This is a genomic window from Pseudomonas putida (assembly GCF_001976065.1).
GTDB lineage: Bacteria > Pseudomonadota > Gammaproteobacteria > Pseudomonadales > Pseudomonadaceae > Aquipseudomonas > Aquipseudomonas serbica.
Genome location: NZ_MNAH01000001.1, coordinates 205,324 through 221,264, shown reverse-complemented (window position 1 = coordinate 221,264; position 15,941 = coordinate 205,324). Strand labels below are relative to the sequence as shown.

The 15,941-nt window shown below is 60.9% G+C and carries 12 protein-coding genes and 1 pseudogene; 5 read left to right on the top strand and 8 right to left on the bottom strand.

Features of this window, described 5'->3' with window-relative positions; all coding sequences use genetic code 11:
- The first annotated feature begins 73 nt into the window (after positions 1 to 73).
- Positions 74 to 1,450, top strand: a complete 1,377-nt coding sequence (locus BKX96_RS01000) for an L-serine ammonia-lyase (RefSeq protein ID WP_077182457.1) — start codon at positions 74 to 76, stop codon at positions 1,448 to 1,450.
- Positions 1,451 to 1,692: 242 nt separating this feature from the next.
- A complete protein-coding gene (locus tag BKX96_RS00995) occupies positions 1,693 to 2,010 on the top strand; it encodes a DUF3509 domain-containing protein (protein WP_077182456.1) in 318 nt (105 codons plus the stop codon).
- Here the strand turns inward: BKX96_RS00995 and BKX96_RS00990 are convergent.
- The gene (locus BKX96_RS00990; RefSeq protein ID WP_046820504.1) at positions 2,007 to 2,507 is read right to left on the bottom strand and encodes a phosphate-starvation-inducible protein PsiE; all 501 of its coding nucleotides are present in this window, start codon (positions 2,505 to 2,507) and stop codon (positions 2,007 to 2,009) included. The genes BKX96_RS00995 and BKX96_RS00990 overlap by 4 nt on opposite strands.
- Positions 2,508 to 2,785: 278 nt before the next feature.
- Between BKX96_RS00990 and BKX96_RS33040 the strand changes: the two are divergent.
- Positions 2,786 to 3,049, top strand: a pseudogene (locus BKX96_RS33040) (YebG family protein); the annotation flags it as partial.
- A 228-nt stretch (positions 3,050 to 3,277) separates the two neighbouring features.
- Here BKX96_RS33040 and BKX96_RS00980 read toward each other — a convergent pair.
- The gene (locus BKX96_RS00980; protein ID WP_008054432.1) at positions 3,278 to 4,297 is read right to left on the bottom strand and encodes a Glu/Leu/Phe/Val dehydrogenase family protein; all 1,020 of its coding nucleotides are present in this window, start codon (positions 4,295 to 4,297) and stop codon (positions 3,278 to 3,280) included.
- 182 nt (positions 4,298 to 4,479) lie between these two features.
- Between BKX96_RS00980 and BKX96_RS00975 the strand changes: the two genes are divergently transcribed.
- The gene (locus BKX96_RS00975) at positions 4,480 to 5,283 is read left to right on the top strand and encodes a SirB1 family protein (RefSeq protein WP_046820506.1); all 804 of its coding nucleotides are present in this window, start codon (positions 4,480 to 4,482) and stop codon (positions 5,281 to 5,283) included.
- Positions 5,284 to 5,310: 27 nt separating this feature from the next.
- On the opposite strand, the gene maiA is transcribed toward BKX96_RS00975, so the two are convergent.
- Genes maiA through hmgA form a run of 3 tightly spaced genes read right to left on the bottom strand, consistent with a single transcriptional unit; the run spans position 5,311 to position 8,571 of the window.
- Positions 5,311 to 5,946 carry a maleylacetoacetate isomerase gene (maiA, locus tag BKX96_RS00970; protein WP_077182454.1) on the bottom strand — a complete coding sequence of 212 codons (636 nt, stop codon included), beginning with the start codon at positions 5,944 to 5,946 and terminating at the stop codon, positions 5,311 to 5,313.
- Between the two features lie 12 nt (positions 5,947 to 5,958).
- Complete coding sequence (gene fahA, locus BKX96_RS00965) at positions 5,959 to 7,263, bottom strand: fumarylacetoacetase (RefSeq protein ID WP_077182453.1); 1,305 nt, start codon at positions 7,261 to 7,263, stop codon at positions 5,959 to 5,961.
- A gap of 3 nt (positions 7,264 to 7,266) precedes the next feature.
- A complete protein-coding gene (gene hmgA, locus BKX96_RS00960) occupies positions 7,267 to 8,571 on the bottom strand; it encodes a homogentisate 1,2-dioxygenase (RefSeq protein WP_077182452.1) in 1,305 nt (434 codons plus the stop codon).
- Positions 8,572 to 8,731: 160 nt separating this feature from the next.
- Here hmgA and BKX96_RS00955 point away from each other — a divergent pair, with 160 nt between their 5' ends.
- Positions 8,732 to 9,526, top strand: coding sequence for an IclR family transcriptional regulator (locus tag BKX96_RS00955; protein ID WP_046820510.1), 795 nt, complete (start codon positions 8,732 to 8,734; stop codon positions 9,524 to 9,526).
- Between the two features lie 31 nt (positions 9,527 to 9,557).
- On the opposite strand, the gene BKX96_RS00950 is transcribed toward BKX96_RS00955, so the two are convergent.
- From BKX96_RS00950 to BKX96_RS00940, 3 genes are all read right to left on the bottom strand, one after another.
- Positions 9,558 to 12,113, bottom strand: coding sequence for a LuxR C-terminal-related transcriptional regulator (locus BKX96_RS00950; protein WP_077182451.1), 2,556 nt, complete (start codon positions 12,111 to 12,113; stop codon positions 9,558 to 9,560).
- Between the two features lie 139 nt (positions 12,114 to 12,252).
- Positions 12,253 to 13,623, bottom strand: coding sequence for a DUF1329 domain-containing protein (locus BKX96_RS00945; RefSeq protein ID WP_046820512.1), 1,371 nt, complete (start codon positions 13,621 to 13,623; stop codon positions 12,253 to 12,255).
- A gap of 24 nt (positions 13,624 to 13,647) precedes the next feature.
- Complete coding sequence (locus tag BKX96_RS00940) at positions 13,648 to 15,441, bottom strand: DUF1302 domain-containing protein (protein WP_077182450.1); 1,794 nt, start codon at positions 15,439 to 15,441, stop codon at positions 13,648 to 13,650.
- Between the last annotated feature and the right edge of the window lie 500 nt (positions 15,442 to 15,941).

The window sequence follows — 15,941 nt, the reverse complement described above, 5'->3', positions numbered from 1 at the left end:
AGTATCGCTGAAATTGCGCTTGTCCTACAGAAATGGCAGCGATTCATCCTCCATTACAGGAATAGGCTTTAGCATGGCTATCAGTGTTTTCGATCTCTTCAAAGTCGGCATCGGCCCGTCCAGCTCCCATACAGTCGGTCCGATGCGGGCCGCGGCGACCTTCGCCCAGGCGCTGGTCGATCAGGCTTTATTGAGCGATGTGCGGCGCGTGGAGATTCGCCTCTACGGTTCCCTCTCGGCGACCGGCGTCGGTCACGCCACCGACCGCGCCTGTGTCATGGGCCTGATGGGCGAATGGCCGGACCGTATCGATCCCACCACCATCGACAGCCGCATCCACACCCTGCGGGAAACCGGCGAGCTGTCCCTGGCAGGCCAGGCGACTATCGCGTTCAACTGGTCCCGCGATCTGCTGCTGCTCGACGAGAGTCTGCCCTACCATCCCAATGCCATGTCCCTGACAGCGTTTGGCGAGACGGGCGAGCTGTTCGAGCAAACGTACTACTCGATCGGCGGCGGTTTCATCATCGAGGCAGCAGAGGCCGAATCCGGTGTGGCGCCTGCCAGCGACGTGGTGCTGCCGTACGACTTCTCCAGCGCCGCCGAACTGCTCAAGCTCTGCAACCAGCACGGCCTGCGGGTTGGCGAATTGATGATGGCCAACGAACGGGCCTGGCGCAGTGACGAGGAGATCCGCCAGGGCCTGCTGCACATCTGGTCGGTGATGCGCGAATGCGTCGAGCAGGGGCTGGTGCACGAAGGCATCCTCCCTGGCGGGCTGAATGTGCCGCGACGCGCGGCGAAATTGCACCGAAGCCTGTTGGAAATCGGCAAGCCGAACGTCATCACTTCGACCCTGTCGGCCATGGAATGGGTGAACCTGTTCGCCCTCGCCGTGAACGAAGAAAACGCCGCCGGTGGGCGCATGGTCACGGCGCCGACCAACGGTGCAGCGGGAATCATTCCGGCGGTCCTGCACTACTACATGAAGTTCAACCCTGACGCGTCGGACGATGACGTCGTGGCGTTCTTCCTGGGCGCTGCCGCCGTCGGCATTCTCTGCAAGAAAAACGCCTCGATCTCCGGCGCCGAAGTCGGCTGCCAGGGCGAGGTCGGCTCAGCCTGCGCCATGGCCGCCGCCGGTCTGGCAGAAGTGCTCGGCGCCACGCCGGAGCAACTGGAAAACGCCGCCGAAATCGGCCTGGAACACAACCTCGGCCTGACCTGCGACCCGGTCGGTGGGCTGGTCCAGGTGCCGTGCATCGAGCGCAACGCGATTGCCGCGGTCAAGGCCATCAACGCTACGCAGATGGCCCTGCGCGGCGATGGCAAACACTTCATTTCCCTGGATCGGGTAATCCGCACCATGCGCGACACCGGCGCCGACATGCACGACAAGTACAAAGAGACATCACGTGGCGGTCTGGCCGTGAACTGGGTGGAATGCTGACCGGTTTGGTGGCATGCGGGCAGTCAGTGCCCTGAAACGGGCAGGCAACAACAAGGTGGGCCACAGTGCCCGCCTTGTTTTTGCCGCGTTTGCTGTCCGACAATCTTTCGGCATGCCCCTTGCTATATCCCGCTTGGAACATTGATGGCGATATTGACGAGAATGGCCGATGGTCCGGCGTTGCGAACCAACCCGATCATGGCCGGTCAACAACTGCACGTTCAATCAAGCGGTGACGCATCATGGACAACCCTTTTCAGCTCATTACCGATGCCTTTGCGGCGCACTATCAGATCAACCTGAGCATTCAGGGTCTGGACGGCAGCATCATGCTGACCCTGTCCAACAGTGGCCGCGTAGTGGCAAAACGCATGATCAGTGCCGAACAACGCAACGATCCCCAACGCCTCAAACGCCTGGTGCAAAGCATCCAGTTCGGCATTGCCATCGAGCAGGGCCACAGCGCGGTGGCCATCCTCGAAGCCATGACCGATGGCGGCACGGGCCCTCTGCCACCCCCTCCTGTGAAAAACCGCCCGTGCCCGGCCATCAGGCTTTAAATCTCGCCCTTCTCCACCTCCGGATGCTCACCCGAGCCCGCACCGGTCTTACGGTGCGGGTGCTCGATCTTCACCGACGGAAATTGCGATGAGGCATAGCGCACCACCAGGATCGCAAACGCCAGCAGCAGAATTCCGCCGCACAGGTAAATGATCCCCAGGTCCGGTGGATTGTGATGGGAAACATTGGAAATCAGCAGCCGCGTGAGCGCCGTGATGGCGACGTAGATCAGGAAACGCACCGGCATGTGGTTGGTCTTGAAGTAAATCCCGACCATCGCCCCCAGTTCCAGATAGATGAACAGCAGCAGGATATCGTCGATCTTGATATGACCCTGCTCGAGCATCCCGAGAAACTCCATCACCGCTGCCCACGCAGTCACCGCACCAATGGCAAACAACGCCAGGTAATGGAAGGTTTCGACGAACAGGTTACCCAGCGACTCGGCCAGCTCATGGACATTCTGCCGCAGTTTTTCGGCCCAGTTGATTTTCACGATGATGCTTCCTTAGGTCGGCTCGACCGGATAATGCAGGTTGGACGTGACGTTTGTTCTGCATGCAGAAACAAGGCCACGATCATGATGGCGAGCCGCCGTAGATTCTGCTCCGTGGCGTTTGGTCGCAGCTACCTTTAGCTGAGGCCTGACAAATCTCGAAACCGGCCTACATTAAAAAGCCACTACCCAAACCCCGGGGATTCGCTTATCCTTTGCTGTATATAGATACAGTAGTCGAATCAGACTGACCAATGTGAAGGCATATGAGGTGGTGAATGGCCGTCGAAGTGGTATACCGCAGCAGCCGAGATCTGGAGCGCTTGTTCATGGATAAAGCCGAAGCTGACCGTCATGACAAGATGCTCGAACTGGCCGAGTTGCTGGCTGAAGTGTTGCAAAAAGCTGTTCCGTCCCTGACCGAACAGCAAGTGGAAGAAGCCGGGATCTACATGGCGAAGAACCGCGATGTGTTCGCCAAGGCATTCAAGAGCCAGCCGGACGCCTTGTCCGAACTGCTCACAGCGCCAGCGGAAGTCGAAGAGCCGGTGAAAGCACCTGCAGCTGTTGAAACGCCTGCGGCCAATAAAGAGCAAAGCGCAGAACCGGTTGCCCCGCCCAAGCCTGCCAAGGCTGCGAAAACAGCGAAGTAAGCGGCGCCAGAATTGAATAGGCCCTGAGTCCGATGGACACAGGGCCTTTTTCATTTGTGAAAATCAAAAGATCGCAGCCTTTGTAGGCGCTGCCGCAGGCTGCGATCTTTTGATCGTCTATCGGTAAAGCACTTTCTCCGCCAGCTCGTCCGCCACTCGGGCCGGTGAGCGTTTTTCCGCCTGGGCATGGGCGAAGACTTCGGTGAGGCGCGAGCTGATTTTCGACAGGTGCGCAGTGATGGTCCCCAGCTCTTCGCCACGATGCTTGAGCGAAACATAGATCAATCCACCGGCATTGATCACGTAATCCGGCGCATACAGGATGCCCCGTCGTTCGAGCTGATCGGCGACGTCCAGATGGGTCAGCTGGTTGTTCGCCGACCCGGCCACTGCCGAGCAGCGTAGTTGCGTTACGCTGTGGCTGTTCAGCACCCCGCCCAGACCGCACGGCGCAAGAATGTCGCAAGGCGTGCTGAGCAACGCGTCGTTGGCAATCGGATGGGCGCCGAGCTGCTCCATCGCGAGCTGGACCTTGCCGTGGTCGATGTCGCTGACCAGCAGCTCGGCACCGGCGGCGTGCAGCTGTTCGGCCAGGGCAAAACCGACGTTGCCCAGGCCTTGAATGGCGACGCGCAAGCCTTCGAGGTTATCGCTGCCCAACCGGGCCATCGCCGTGGCACGAATTCCGGTAAACACGCCCATCGCCGCGTGAGGTGCAGGATCGCCCGCCGACGTGGTGCTGGTGACGTGCTGGGTCTGTTGGGCGATGCAATCCATGTCCGCCACCGAGGTGCCACTGTCGATGGCGGTGATGTAGCGCCCGTCGAGCTGATTGATACAGCGTCCGAAAGCTTCAAACAGCGCAGCGCGATTGGCCACGTGGACGGGGCGAATGATCACCGCCACACCGCCGCCCTGGGCCAGGCCGGCCAAGGCCGCTTTGTAGCTCATGCCTTGGGCAAGGCGCACCGCATCCTCGACGGCCGACTCGTCGCTCGGATACGCCAGGTAACGGCAACCGCCCAGAGCAGGCCCCAAACGGCTGTTATGAATGGCAATGACCGCCTTCAACCCGGTGGCCGGGTCGACGCTCAGATGCAGCGATTCAAGGCGAGTGCTTTGCATGAGAGCGAACATCGTAGGGCTCCCGAATCACTTCTTGTAGTCGCCAGTATAGGCTTGCGCCCAAAAATTGCAGAAGCGCACCGGAATAAGCAACGGCGCCATAAAAGCTTTAGGAAATAACCGCAATTGCTCCCGTGCGGTACTGGACGGATGGCAAAGACCGGTCTAAAACGAGGCATAGCCCGGAGATTCCGATGACGCCGCGCCAATCGTTTTTCGCCTGCCTGCAACGATCACCGCCTGCGCTGTTCGAGGCGGCGCTGTGGATTGCCGTCGAACACGACAAGCAGGTAAACCCCGAAGCGGTAATGGCGGACTTCAAGGAGCTGCAACAGCGGGTCAGTGGTGGTTTGCCGATGCTGCCCGTGAGCGAGTTGGCGCAACCGTTGCTCAGGCGCATGGTCGAGCTGGGGTTCGCCCAGGACGACTTCGCCCCCTTGCGACCGCAAGTGGCATTGCTCGATAAAGTCCTGGAACATCGCCGCGGGCAGCCGCTGTCACTGGGGCTGATAGCCTTGGAACTAGCCCGAGGCCTGGAGATTCCCCTGGTCGGTGTCAACTTCCCGGGGCATTTCCTGCTGCGGGTGCCAGGCGCCGATCATCTGCTCGACCCTTGCGGTGGCCGGCGCCTGTACCCCAACGATTGTCGGGAGTTGCTGCATCGCCAGTACGGCCCGAACATGAAGCTCAATGCTGAACACCTGGTCACCGCCGATCCGGCGCAAATGCTCCAACGCCTGTCACGCAACCTGCGCCAGCTGCATCTTTCCCACGACGATTACATTGGCGCGCTGATCGACGCCGAACGCGTGCTGGAACTGGGCAATGCCAGCGCCTCCGACTATCTGGCCCGGGCCAGCCTTTACCAACGGCTGGACTGCCCGAATGCCGAACGCTTCGACCTGGAGCATGCCCTGCTGCTCAGCGACGATCCGATCCAGCGGATTCGCCTGACTGAGCGGCTGGGGCATTTGCCGCCCAATTCCATCGTTCATTGACAGCAAAAAGATCGCAGCCTGCTGTTATCAAGGTGTGTCTGGCTGATTCGCCGGATGCGCCTTGATGAATGCCGGATGCGCCGCCGCCAACGCCGCCACCCGACGAATCCGCGGATACGCCTCAAGGGAGATACTGAAACGCTCAGCCGCGTACAACTGCGGAATCAGGTAGACATCCGCCAAACCTGGCTCAGGCCCGAAGCAATAACCCTCATCCCCAATCAACTGTTCCACAGTCGCCAGGCCCTGGCTGATCCAGTGCCCGATCCACTCCATGACCTGCGGTTCATCGTGACCCAGCTGGCGCAACCGGTTGAGCACGCTGACGTTGTGCAGTGGATGCACATCGCAGCCAATCACCGCCGCCACACCGCGCTCACGGGCGCGAGCAGCGAGGTCCCTGGAAAGCAGCGGCACCTGTGGATAACGCTCCTCCAGGTATTCGATGATCGCCGGTGACTGAATCAACAGCTCGCCTTCATCGGTGCGCAAGGCCGGCACTCGACCTTGCGGGTTGATGGCAAGATAGGGCGGCTGCCGATGCTCGCCACCTTGCGCCGCGATCAAGTTGACCGGCAGCGCCTGGTAATCCAGCTCCTTCAACGCCAATGCAATCCGCACCCGATAGGACGAGGTCGAGCGGTAGTAGGTATAGAGCTCCATGACCTGCTCCTCTTAACGCGCCGGCACGACTTTGCCGCGGCATTCACCGAAACCGATGGACGCAAACCCTTCGCGGCTGCAACGGCCACGCAGGATGATTTCATCGCCATCCTCGAGGAATTTGCGCACCTCGCCCGATGCCAGTTCGATCGGCTTCTTACCGCCCTCGGTGATCTCCAGCAGACTGCCGAACTGACCGCTTTCCGGGCCCGACAAGGTGCCTGAACCGAACAGGTCGCCGGCCTGCAACTGGCAGCCATTGACGCTGTGGTGCGCGACCATTTGCGCCACGGTCCAGTACATGTGTTTCGAGTTGCTCAGGGTCAGGCGATGGGCAGGCAGGTTCTGTTCGCGCATCGCTTCGGTCAGCAAGAGCACTTCCAGCTCGATGTCAAAAGCACCGGCGGCCTGATCACGCTTATCAAACAGGTACGGCAGCGGCTGCGGATCGCCTTGCGGGCGGGCAGGCTGGGCGCGGCGGAACGGCTCCAGCGCTTCGGCGGTCACGACCCACGGTGAAATGCTGGTGATGAAGCTCTTCGACAGGAACGGCCCCAGCGGCTGGTATTCCCAGGCCTGGATGTCGCGCGCCGACCAGTCGTTGAGCAGGCAGAAACCGGCGATGTGATCGGCAGCGTCGCCGATGGCGATGGCGTCGCCCATGTCATTGCCCTGGCCGACCCAGATGCCCAGTTCCAGTTCATAGTCCAGGCGTGCGCACGGACCAAACGTCGGCTCGGTCTGGCCGGCCGGCAGTGTCTGGCCTTTCGGACGGCGCACGTCGGTGCCCGACGGGCGAATGGTCGAGGCGCGGCCGTGGTAGCCGATAGGCACGTACTTGTAGTTTGGCAGCAACGGATTGTCCGGGCGGAACAGTTTGCCCACGTTCTGGGCGTGCTCGATGCCGACGTAGAAGTCGGTGTAGTCGTTGATTTTCGCTGGCAGGTGCATCTGGCAATTCGCGGCCAGCGGGAGCAGTTTTGCGCCCTGGGCTTCGATCTTGCCATGCAGGGTGCTGCCCTCCTTGAGCAGTTCGATCAAACGCTCACGCAAGGCCACCCGAGCCTCGCGGCCCAATTCGAAGAAGGCATTCAATTGACCACCACGGGTGGCTTCGACGGCGGCTTTTGCCGCGCCCTCGAACAGGCCGGCCTCGAGCGCCGCTTGCAGGTCGAAGATATGGTCGCCGATGGCCACGCCACTGCGCGGCGCTGAATCCTGCACGCTGAACACGCCCAATGGCAGGTTCTGCAGCGGAAAATCCGCATGATCGTTGGCCGAAGCAACCCAGCTGCGAGTGATGGAAGTTTGCGTCATGGGTTATCTCCGGGTCGGGTCGAAAGTGGCGGGAAAAGTGGCCCAGCAGGCATCGTAGTCAGCTTGCAATTGCGGGCATTCAAGAGCAAAGCGGCTCGGACGCAGCACTTGGCTGGTCTCGAACATGAAAGCCATGGTGTTGTCGATTTTCGCGGGTCTGAGTTCGGCGTTGATCGCTTTGGTGCAGGTCTCGCCGTCTGGCCCGTGAGCGCTCATGCAACTGTGCAGCGACGCGCCGCCAGGCACGAAACCTTCGGCCTTGGCATCGTACTCGCCCTGGATCAGGCCCATGAATTCGTTCATCAGGTTGCGGTGGAACCACGGCGGACGGAAGGTGTTCTCGGCCACCATCCAGCGTGGTGGAAAGATCACGAAGTCGAGGTTGGCCAGGCCGTGCACGCTGGTCGGCGAGGTCAGCACGGTGAAGATCGACGGGTCCGGGTGGTCGAAGCTGACCGTGCCGATAGTGTTGAAGCGACGCAGGTCATATTTGTAAGGCACGTTGTTGCCATGCCAGGCGACCACGTTCAACGGCGAGTGATTGAGCTCGCAGCCCCACAACTGGCCGAGGAATTTCTGTACCAGGGTCGTGGGTTGTTGCAGATTTTCGTAGGCCGCCACCGGAGTCAGGAAATCCCGCGGATTGGCCAGGCCGTTGCTGCCAATCGGGCCCAAGTCCGGCAGGCGCATTGGCGCGCCATGGTTCTCGGCGATGTAACCGCGCGCTTGCGGGTCGAGCAGTTCGACGCGGAATTTCAGCCCGCGAGGCAATACGGCAATTTCCAGCGGCGCCACTTCCAACACGCCCAGTTCGGTGGCGATGCGCAGGCGGCCCTGTTGCGGCACCAACAGCAGTTCGCCGTCGGCGTTGAAGAAGACGCGCTCCATGGAGCGATTGGCGCAGTACTGATAGAGGCTGATCCCCGCCGGTTTATCCGCGCCGGCGTTGGCCGCCATGCTCACCAGGCCGTCGATGAAATCGGTCGGCTCGGCGGGCATATCCAGCGCATTCCAGCGCAGGCGATTGGGCGTCACTTCGCCCAGCGGGCCGCCGGCCAGTTGCCGATCAAGCTTGACGAAAGCCGGGTGATTGGCCGACGGCTGGATGCGGTACATCCAGGTCCGCCGGGCTTCGCTGCGGGCCATGGTGAAGGCGGTGCCGGAGAACAGTTCGGTGTAGAGACCGTAAGGTGCTTTCTGCGGGGAGTTCTGACCGACAGGCAGTGCACCGGGCAATGCTTCACTGCTGAATTCGTTGCCAAAGCCTGACTGATAGGCCAGCGCCTGGACGTTTGAATCGGAGTTCATGGAGCCTCCTGAACAGGGAGTCGGCAATGGCCCTTCACTCTATGAAAGCGATCATGGCACGCCGGGGTTGTTTTTATCGTAATCTGATTACGCATAACGTAATTTGATTGGTATTGACCGTCAAGCTATAAAGACGCCCATTCGTCCCGGGATCCCCTCCATGGAAAAGCCTGAAAGCAACGGTAAACAGAAAGTCCGCTCCGCCGAGGTGGGCACCGACATCCTCAAGGCGTTGGCCGAGCTGTCGCCCTCGACTTCGTTGTCACGCCTGGCCGAGCACGTGCAAATGCCCGCGAGCAAGGTCCACCGCTATTTGCAGGCGCTGATCGCCAGTGGCTTTGCCGAACAGAATGCCGCGACCAACCATTACGGGCTGGGCCGCGAAGCCTTGCGCGTCGGGTTGGCGGCACTCAACAGTATGGACGTGCTGAAAGTCGCCGCCCTGCCGTTGGCCGAGTTGCGCGACGACCTGAACGAAACCTGTTTTGTGGCGGTGTGGGGTAACCAGGGCGCGACCGTGGTGCACATCGAACCGGCGGTGCGCGCGGTGACCGTGGTAACCCAATTGGGCTCGGTATTGCCACTGCTCAGTTCATCCACCGGGCTGGTGTTCGGCGCCTACCTGCCCAAGCGCGAAACCGTGGAGTTACGCGAGCAGGAACTGCAATCCGCCAGCGCTCACCCCCTCAGCGATGATCAGGCCTATGAAGCGCTGTGCGGGCAGATCCGCGACCGCGGCCTGCACCATGTGCATGGTTTGCTGATGCCTGGCGTCGATGCATTGTCGGCACCGGTGTTCAACGCGGTCGGGCACGTGGCGGCAGTAATCACCATTGTCGGCCCGACCTCGTTGTTTCATGCCGACGAAAACGGTCCGGCGGCGCAGCGTCTACTGGCGGCTACACGGGCCGTCAGTTGGCGGATGGGCTATGAACCATCCACTGTCATGGGTTAGCCGGATGACAAGGTGCCTGCCCCTTCGGACGTCAAATGACAATGCCCAACACTTTCGCCTTGGCCACGGCTTGCGTCCTGCGTTCCACTCCCAATTTGCCGTTGATGCGTCGTGCGTGGGTCTTGACCGTATGCAAGGAAATGAACAACAAATCGGCAATCTGTTGATTGGAGTTGCCCTGCGCCACTAACCGCAGCACTTGGATTTCACGCTGGCTCAACTGGTTTTGGGCTGCGCCCGGCGCCTTCTGTTCAGCGCGCGACTCGGTCAGCCCGATAGCGTCGGGTAGCTGCGGCTGGCGCAACCGCAAATCGCGCAGGGCCTGTTGCAGGTTGCACCGCTCAACCAGGGCCAATCCTTGCGTCAGTGATTGCCTCGCAACGTCCGGATCGCCGTCAAGCCAGGCGACTTCAGCCATGACCAGATGCAGCTGCCCTTGCAGCGCCAACATGCCCCGCTGACGGGCCCGTTGCAATTGGGCTTCGAGCCGTTCCAGTGGCACTTGCGCCTGCCCCAGGTAAACCTCGGCCAAGACCAGCAGTAGCTCCAGGCCGTCTATCAGTTCCAGCGTGGCGGGCGGAGCCTGGCGTGCGCAGGGGCCGTGGTAGTGACGCAACACCCGGGTCAGGGCCTGGTGCGCCAGTTGCGGTCGTCCTTGTTGCAGCCAGAAATGGATACTGGTGTGCAGTAAGACACTGCGATACACCGACTCAGGAATCCGTCGTTGCTGCATCAACCGTTCGGCGTCGCGCAACAGGTCGAAAGCCTGGGCGTAATCCAGGCGATTGGCCGCCAGTTGGGCCAGCCCGAGAAAACCATACAGCGCTCTTTTGTCCTGGCTACACAAGCAAATCTGCAGGCCGGACTCGAAGTGCATGGCCGCCTGTTGTTCCCGACCCAGGCTCAAGTTCAATCGGCCCCGACGCAGGGCGATCCGTCCCAACAAGGGTTCGGCATTCGAGTGCTGCCGACAGAGCAGGCTGTGCATGTGGGCGAGCAGGTCATCGGCCCGGCCGGACGCTCCGCGTTGCTCGAGCAACTGCGCGTGATCAAGCTCCAGCAACCCTTCGAATACCAGTGATCCTTGCGCCCGGGCGAGGCACAACGCTTCCCGGTTGAGCGCCTGCGCGACGTCAAGTTCGCCCCGCAGCAAGGCCTGTTGGGTCAAACCGGACAGGCACATCAAGCGCGCAGGCCAACACTCGTGGTCGAGCTCGCCCAACGCCTCGAGAAAGTGTGCCCGCGACACGTGCATGCGCCCCTGCAAATGCAGGAGCCAGCCTTGTTGAGCCTGCCAGCGCGCGATCAATTGCCGTTGAAGGACTGCCGACGGCTGGGGCGCGAATCGGGACAACTGTTCGATGCACTCGCCCGCCTCCTCGAAGCGTCCGGCGAACAACAAGGCCGCGGTGATCAACCCGACCAGTTGCGGCGAGCCGAACAGCAGTTCCTCGCCGCGTTGCTCGTGCAAATGCAGGAGCAATACCACGGTCTGCTCTTCGAACAGCTGCTCGAAATCGAAATGCTGCAACAGACTGACGGCGACCTCGAACTCCTGCGCCAGCAAGGCCTGTTCAAACGCAGCCTTCCAATCCTGTTCGGCGACGAACCACTGACAAGTACGACGATGCCAGAAGCGTCCTGCCGGCCATTGTTCATCGCGCATCAACCGGCTCAGGGGGGCGAAAACCTGCCACCAGTCTGTCGAATCTTGCCAGGGCTCGATGAAACAGCCCAGCTCTTGCAACGTGCTCAAGTATTGCGCACCCTCGCCAGCGCCGAACAGATGATCGCTGAGCCGGGCGTTGAAACGTGGCAACTGCGCCAGCACGCGCCAGGCCTCGGCCAGTTCCGGTGTCAGATGGGCAAAGAGCTCATGCTCCAGGTAGTCGTGCAGGGTATCCGGTCGACCGCTGGGCGTGTCGTGGCGTGTCCAGTCGCATTTTTGCAGCAGCGCTATCCGCACCCCGGCGCACCAGCCACCACTGTCCCGGAAAATCCTCTCGGCCCCTTTCGCGGCCTGGCCCGGTTCCAGGTGATGCAACAGTTTTTCGATTTCATCCTGATTGAACGCCAGTGCGGCAGGCTCGGCATCGTACAGTTCATCACCCAGCAGGAGCCGTGGCCAATTGCACGGCGGACGTCTGCGCCCACTGAGCCACCAGGTGATCATCGGGCTGCTGCCGGCCAGCAACCGGTCGAGCAACAGGTCCAGTTCCGGGTGAGGCACACGGCAGTAGTCATCGATAAACAGCCAGGTCGTTGTCGGTAGTCGAGCCAGGTACTCCAGCAATGCAGACTCATCCGACGTTGCCAGCCCCAGCGTCTGCGCCAGGCGCTGGCAAAAACCATCCACGCTGAGCGCCTCACCCGCCAATGGCAGCCAGCGGACCTGAGAGGCTGCAGGCGCGTTGAGCATGCACTCGACGAGCAGCGCACTCTTGCCACTGCCGGCCGGTGCACAGAGCAATTTCACCCGCGCCGTCGAGTCCAGCAGCGGCTTGACCAGACGCGCGCGATACAAGTGATGGGGAGACAATCGGGGCAGGTGTCCAGGACGGTCCAGACACGTCGTCATGGCAGTCATAGTGGTGCGCCTTTTTATTTTTGTGGCGCCACCCTAGCCCTCTGTTGAGCGCTTATTGAAGAAGTATTCAACACACTTATCGAGCCCTATAAAAAAGGTGACCGCAAAGTCACCTTTATGTGCAAACCCTGTAGGAAATTTACCTCACGCCTGTACTCCGCAACGCCGCAGGCGTGTAGTCCCCTGCTTTGGCAGCGATGTTGAATTCGAAGCTGCGTTTCTCTTCGTTCTTCATTCCCAAGGCGATGTAGCGACCGGCAATCAGGTCGTACAGTGCTTCGACCGTGTAGGCCGGGACCTGATGATCGTAGTAGAACTGTGCGTGCCCTTCGGCCACCCGCCAGAGCTGGCCACGACCGTCATAGTGATCGGCCAGGGCCACTTGCCAGGTGTCTTCGTCGATGTACATGTGACGCTTGGCATACACATGCCGCTCATTGGGCTTGACCGTGGCGACCACCTCCCAGACCCGATGCAGCTCATAGCGGGTCAGGTCCTGATTGATGTGCCCGGCCTTGATCACGTCCGTGTACTTGAGGTCGGGCGAGTCAAGCTTGTAGCTGTTGTACGGGATGTACATTTCTTTCTTGCCGATCAGCTTCCAGTCATAGCGATCCGGCGCTCCGGAAAACATGTCGAAGTTGTCCGTGGTGCGCAACCCGTCGGAAGAGGTGCCCACGCCGTCATAGGCCACTTGGGGGGCACGGCGGACACGGCGTTGACCGGCGTTGTAGATCCAGGCCTTGCGGGGTTCCTGGACCTGGTCGAGGGTTTCGTGAACCAGCAGCACGTTGCCCGCCAGGCGAGCCGGCGCGGTGACTTCCTGCTTGAAATAATTGAGGACGTTTTCATCGCTGCCTGGCTTCAGGTCACCCAGCAGTGACGGCACCGCCACTTCGTCCTTGAACCGAATGACCGTGAAATCGCCATTGGACTGGGGCGTTGCCTGGGTGATGGTGCGACGCAGGTTGCCGCCGTGATAACGGGTGATGTGGTTCCAGATCACCTCGACCCCGTTCTTCGGAATCGGAAAGGCGTAGTAACGATTGCCAGTGAAATTGGCCAGGCCGTTGCCGTCGTTGGTCGGTATCACATTCAGCGCGCTGCGCTTGGCCGCCTCGTTGACCTCGGGCGGCAACGCCGCTGTGCGATGGCTCGGATAAACCGGGATTTTGTAGGTGTCGGGGTAGCGTTTGAACATCGCGACCTGGCCATCGGACAGCTTGTCCTTGTGCTGCTCCACGGTCGCCGCGGTGATGATGAACAAGGGTTTTTCATTGGCGAACGGGTCGGCCAGGAAGCCCTTGCTGTCCACTGCGCCCGCATTTTTTGAGAGGCCGCCGGTCCACGCCGGAATCGTTCCGGCGGCATTACCGGCCTTCTCGGCGCCCAGCGGGGTGAGGCTGGTACCGAGCTTGTTCGCTTCTTCCGCCGATACCGCCGCCATCACGTTGACGGCCAGCAGACTCAGGGCCAGGGCGGAGCCCAATTGCAGAATCATCTTGCGCATCGAATTCATCCTTTTTCAGCCAGGTCAGAAGTTCACGCCAAAGCTCAACGCGACGAAATCGCGATCTTCGAGCACGTTGTAGTCACCGCCGAAGAAGTCGGTGTAACTGAGGCTTGCGGTGTAGGTGTTGCGGTAGTCCGCGTCCACGCCGAGGCTGACGGCCTTGGCTCCTTCATTGAACAACCCGTTTGGGCCGTAGCCGGCGACATCGTGGGACCATGACAGGTTGGGGCGGAAATTGATCCCGGCGATGACGTTGTTGTAATCGAGGATGGCGCGGGCGCGGTAACCCCAGGAGGTCGACGTGACGAAACCATCGGTATCGCCGCCGAAACCGTATTGGCCGTACACCGAGTCGCGGCCATAGCGCAACTTGCTGCGCGACTCCAGGCCACCGACCCGAACCACGGCTGCTTCCCCCACCAGGGTCAGGCGATCCGCGCCCGCGACCTGATCGACGAAGTGCGTGAGGGTGCTCTGGATCTGGGTCACTTCCTTGCGCCGGTAGCCTTTGTTGTCGGCACCGGGTGAGGTCGCGATCGGCGACGCCGCACCACCGGCGATCGGATTGAGCATCGCCAGGGTCAGGTCGGTGCTGTTGACCTGCACGGGCAGGTTGGGGCGATAGCTGATCTCGCCGGTCCACGCCGTGCCAGTGGGTAAGGTGGTGGAGAAACTCGCGCCATACAGGCGAATGTCTTCCGGGTATTCAAGGTAATACTGGCCGCGACCGAGCATCACGCTTTGCGCCAGTCCCGAACCGCTGCCGGGGGCGATGGCATTGGCCGTGGCGACGATTCGTGGAAGGCTCGCCAGCGTCGACAATCCGGCCGTCGTCGTTCCGACATTCGGCGTGCGACTGTGATAGTTCATGAAGTACAGACCGTATTCGGTATCGTCTCCCAGCCAGCGCAACGCCGTGCCCCACTGTCCCGAATCGCGGGCATCACGGTCGCCGCCACGGGGCACGACCACGCCTTCGCGGGTGACTTCAAAGCCTTGGCCAAATGCCGCGGCAATCGGCTGCAAGGGCGCAATGGCCGGGCTGGCCACGGTGTAGCCCTTGTCGCAACCATCGGCCACCACGTCGGCGCCGAAGAAGGTGCCGCAGTTATCGACGACGGTCTGGTCCCACTCCAGTTGATAGAAGCCTTCCACCGTCAACTTGTCCGTCAGGCCTTGGGAGGCGAACAGCATGTTGACCGGAATCAGGCCCTCCTTGATCTCCGCGCCGGGACGGCGGAAGGCGGATACGTCGACCGGGTTGATGCTGTTGATCGAGTTGCCGATAAAGGTGCTTTCACCCCAGCTGACCACCTGCTTGCCAGCGCGCACCGTGCCCGGCAGATCGGCGATGGAGTAGTTGTGATAGACGAAGGCATCGAGGATCTGCCCACCGGACGACTTGGAACCCTCTTTGCGATTGTGATCGCTGATCGGCTTGAACGGCCGGTCTTCGTCCTTCAATTCGAAGTCGTACCAGTACTTGCCACGGACGAATACGCCGGTGTCGCCGTACTTGAGCTCAAGGTCGTGAATGCCCTTGAAGATCTTCGAGAACGTTTCACCCTTGCCGAAATTCTGCCGCCCGTCATCACCGGTCGACGCCTGCCCGCTGCCGCCGTTGACGATGCCGACCAGCGAATCATCGGCATCGCGCATGCCCCAGCTCGCCCCGACCGACAGTGAAGAGTCGAACGTGCCCTCGATTTCGCCAATGTTGAATGACAGAGCCTGCGCCTGGGCACAGCACCCCAAGGCCACCGCAACGGCCAGCGCCTGCGGTGTGAAGATGGCGCGCATTGTTGTTCTTGTCATGCGTCTTCCCCGGTGAGTGACAGAAGGCCACACCCTACTGCCGCACGCCGGGAGCGATAAGCGCACAAAGGAGGTATTCGTGGTGTCGCTCTAAAGGATGAATGCCTGCCTGGAACGGGGAACAACGCGGGGCATAGACACACTGGATGGGGCGGCATCAACCAGAAACATGGTCTACGCTGCTGGCAGGCAGGACTGTTGCACCCACCGTAACGGTGCATCTTCGCGATCGCTATTTTTCCTTGGCCGGCAAAGACTTATTCTTGCCCTGCGCTTTCGGGAAAACAGCCGCAAGCACAAAGCGACGCAAGGTGCCCTGCCCTCGCGGCTCGCGACAGATTTCAGATGATTTGAACGTATCGAGTCATCACCCCGTGTACATCGACGTTGATTTGTAGCTCCTGGATCCAACGTCTTCTTTGGCCGCTGCGTTTGCAGCGGCCTTTTTTATGGGCGGTAGTTCAAGCGGGGCCGTCTAATCCACTTATAGTTTAACAAAC

What these genes read in the sequence shown, in the direction of transcription:
- maiA (WP_077182454.1), bottom strand. Translation starts at nt 5,946, where the DNA reads ATGGAGCTCTATACCTACTACCGCTCGACCTCGTCCTATCGGGTGCGG.
- BKX96_RS00940 (WP_077182450.1), bottom strand. Translation starts at nt 15,441, where the DNA reads ATGACAAGAACAACAATGCGCGCCATCTTCACACCGCAGGCGCTGGCC.
- BKX96_RS00995 (WP_077182456.1), top strand. Translation starts at nt 1,693, where the DNA reads ATGGACAACCCTTTTCAGCTCATTACCGATGCCTTTGCGGCGCACTAT.
- BKX96_RS01000 (WP_077182457.1), top strand. Translation starts at nt 74, where the DNA reads ATGGCTATCAGTGTTTTCGATCTCTTCAAAGTCGGCATCGGCCCGTCC.
- BKX96_RS00980 (WP_008054432.1), bottom strand. Translation starts at nt 4,297, where the DNA reads ATGTTCGCTCTCATGCAAAGCACTCGCCTTGAATCGCTGCATCTGAGC.
- hmgA (WP_077182452.1), bottom strand. Translation starts at nt 8,571, where the DNA reads ATGAACTCCGATTCAAACGTCCAGGCGCTGGCCTATCAGTCAGGCTTT.
- BKX96_RS00945 (WP_046820512.1), bottom strand. Translation starts at nt 13,623, where the DNA reads ATGCGCAAGATGATTCTGCAATTGGGCTCCGCCCTGGCCCTGAGTCTG.
- BKX96_RS00950 (WP_077182451.1), bottom strand. Translation starts at nt 12,113, where the DNA reads ATGACTGCCATGACGACGTGTCTGGACCGTCCTGGACACCTGCCCCGA.
- BKX96_RS00955 (WP_046820510.1), top strand. Translation starts at nt 8,732, where the DNA reads ATGGAAAAGCCTGAAAGCAACGGTAAACAGAAAGTCCGCTCCGCCGAG.
- fahA (WP_077182453.1), bottom strand. Translation starts at nt 7,263, where the DNA reads ATGACGCAAACTTCCATCACTCGCAGCTGGGTTGCTTCGGCCAACGAT.
- BKX96_RS00975 (WP_046820506.1), top strand. Translation starts at nt 4,480, where the DNA reads ATGACGCCGCGCCAATCGTTTTTCGCCTGCCTGCAACGATCACCGCCT.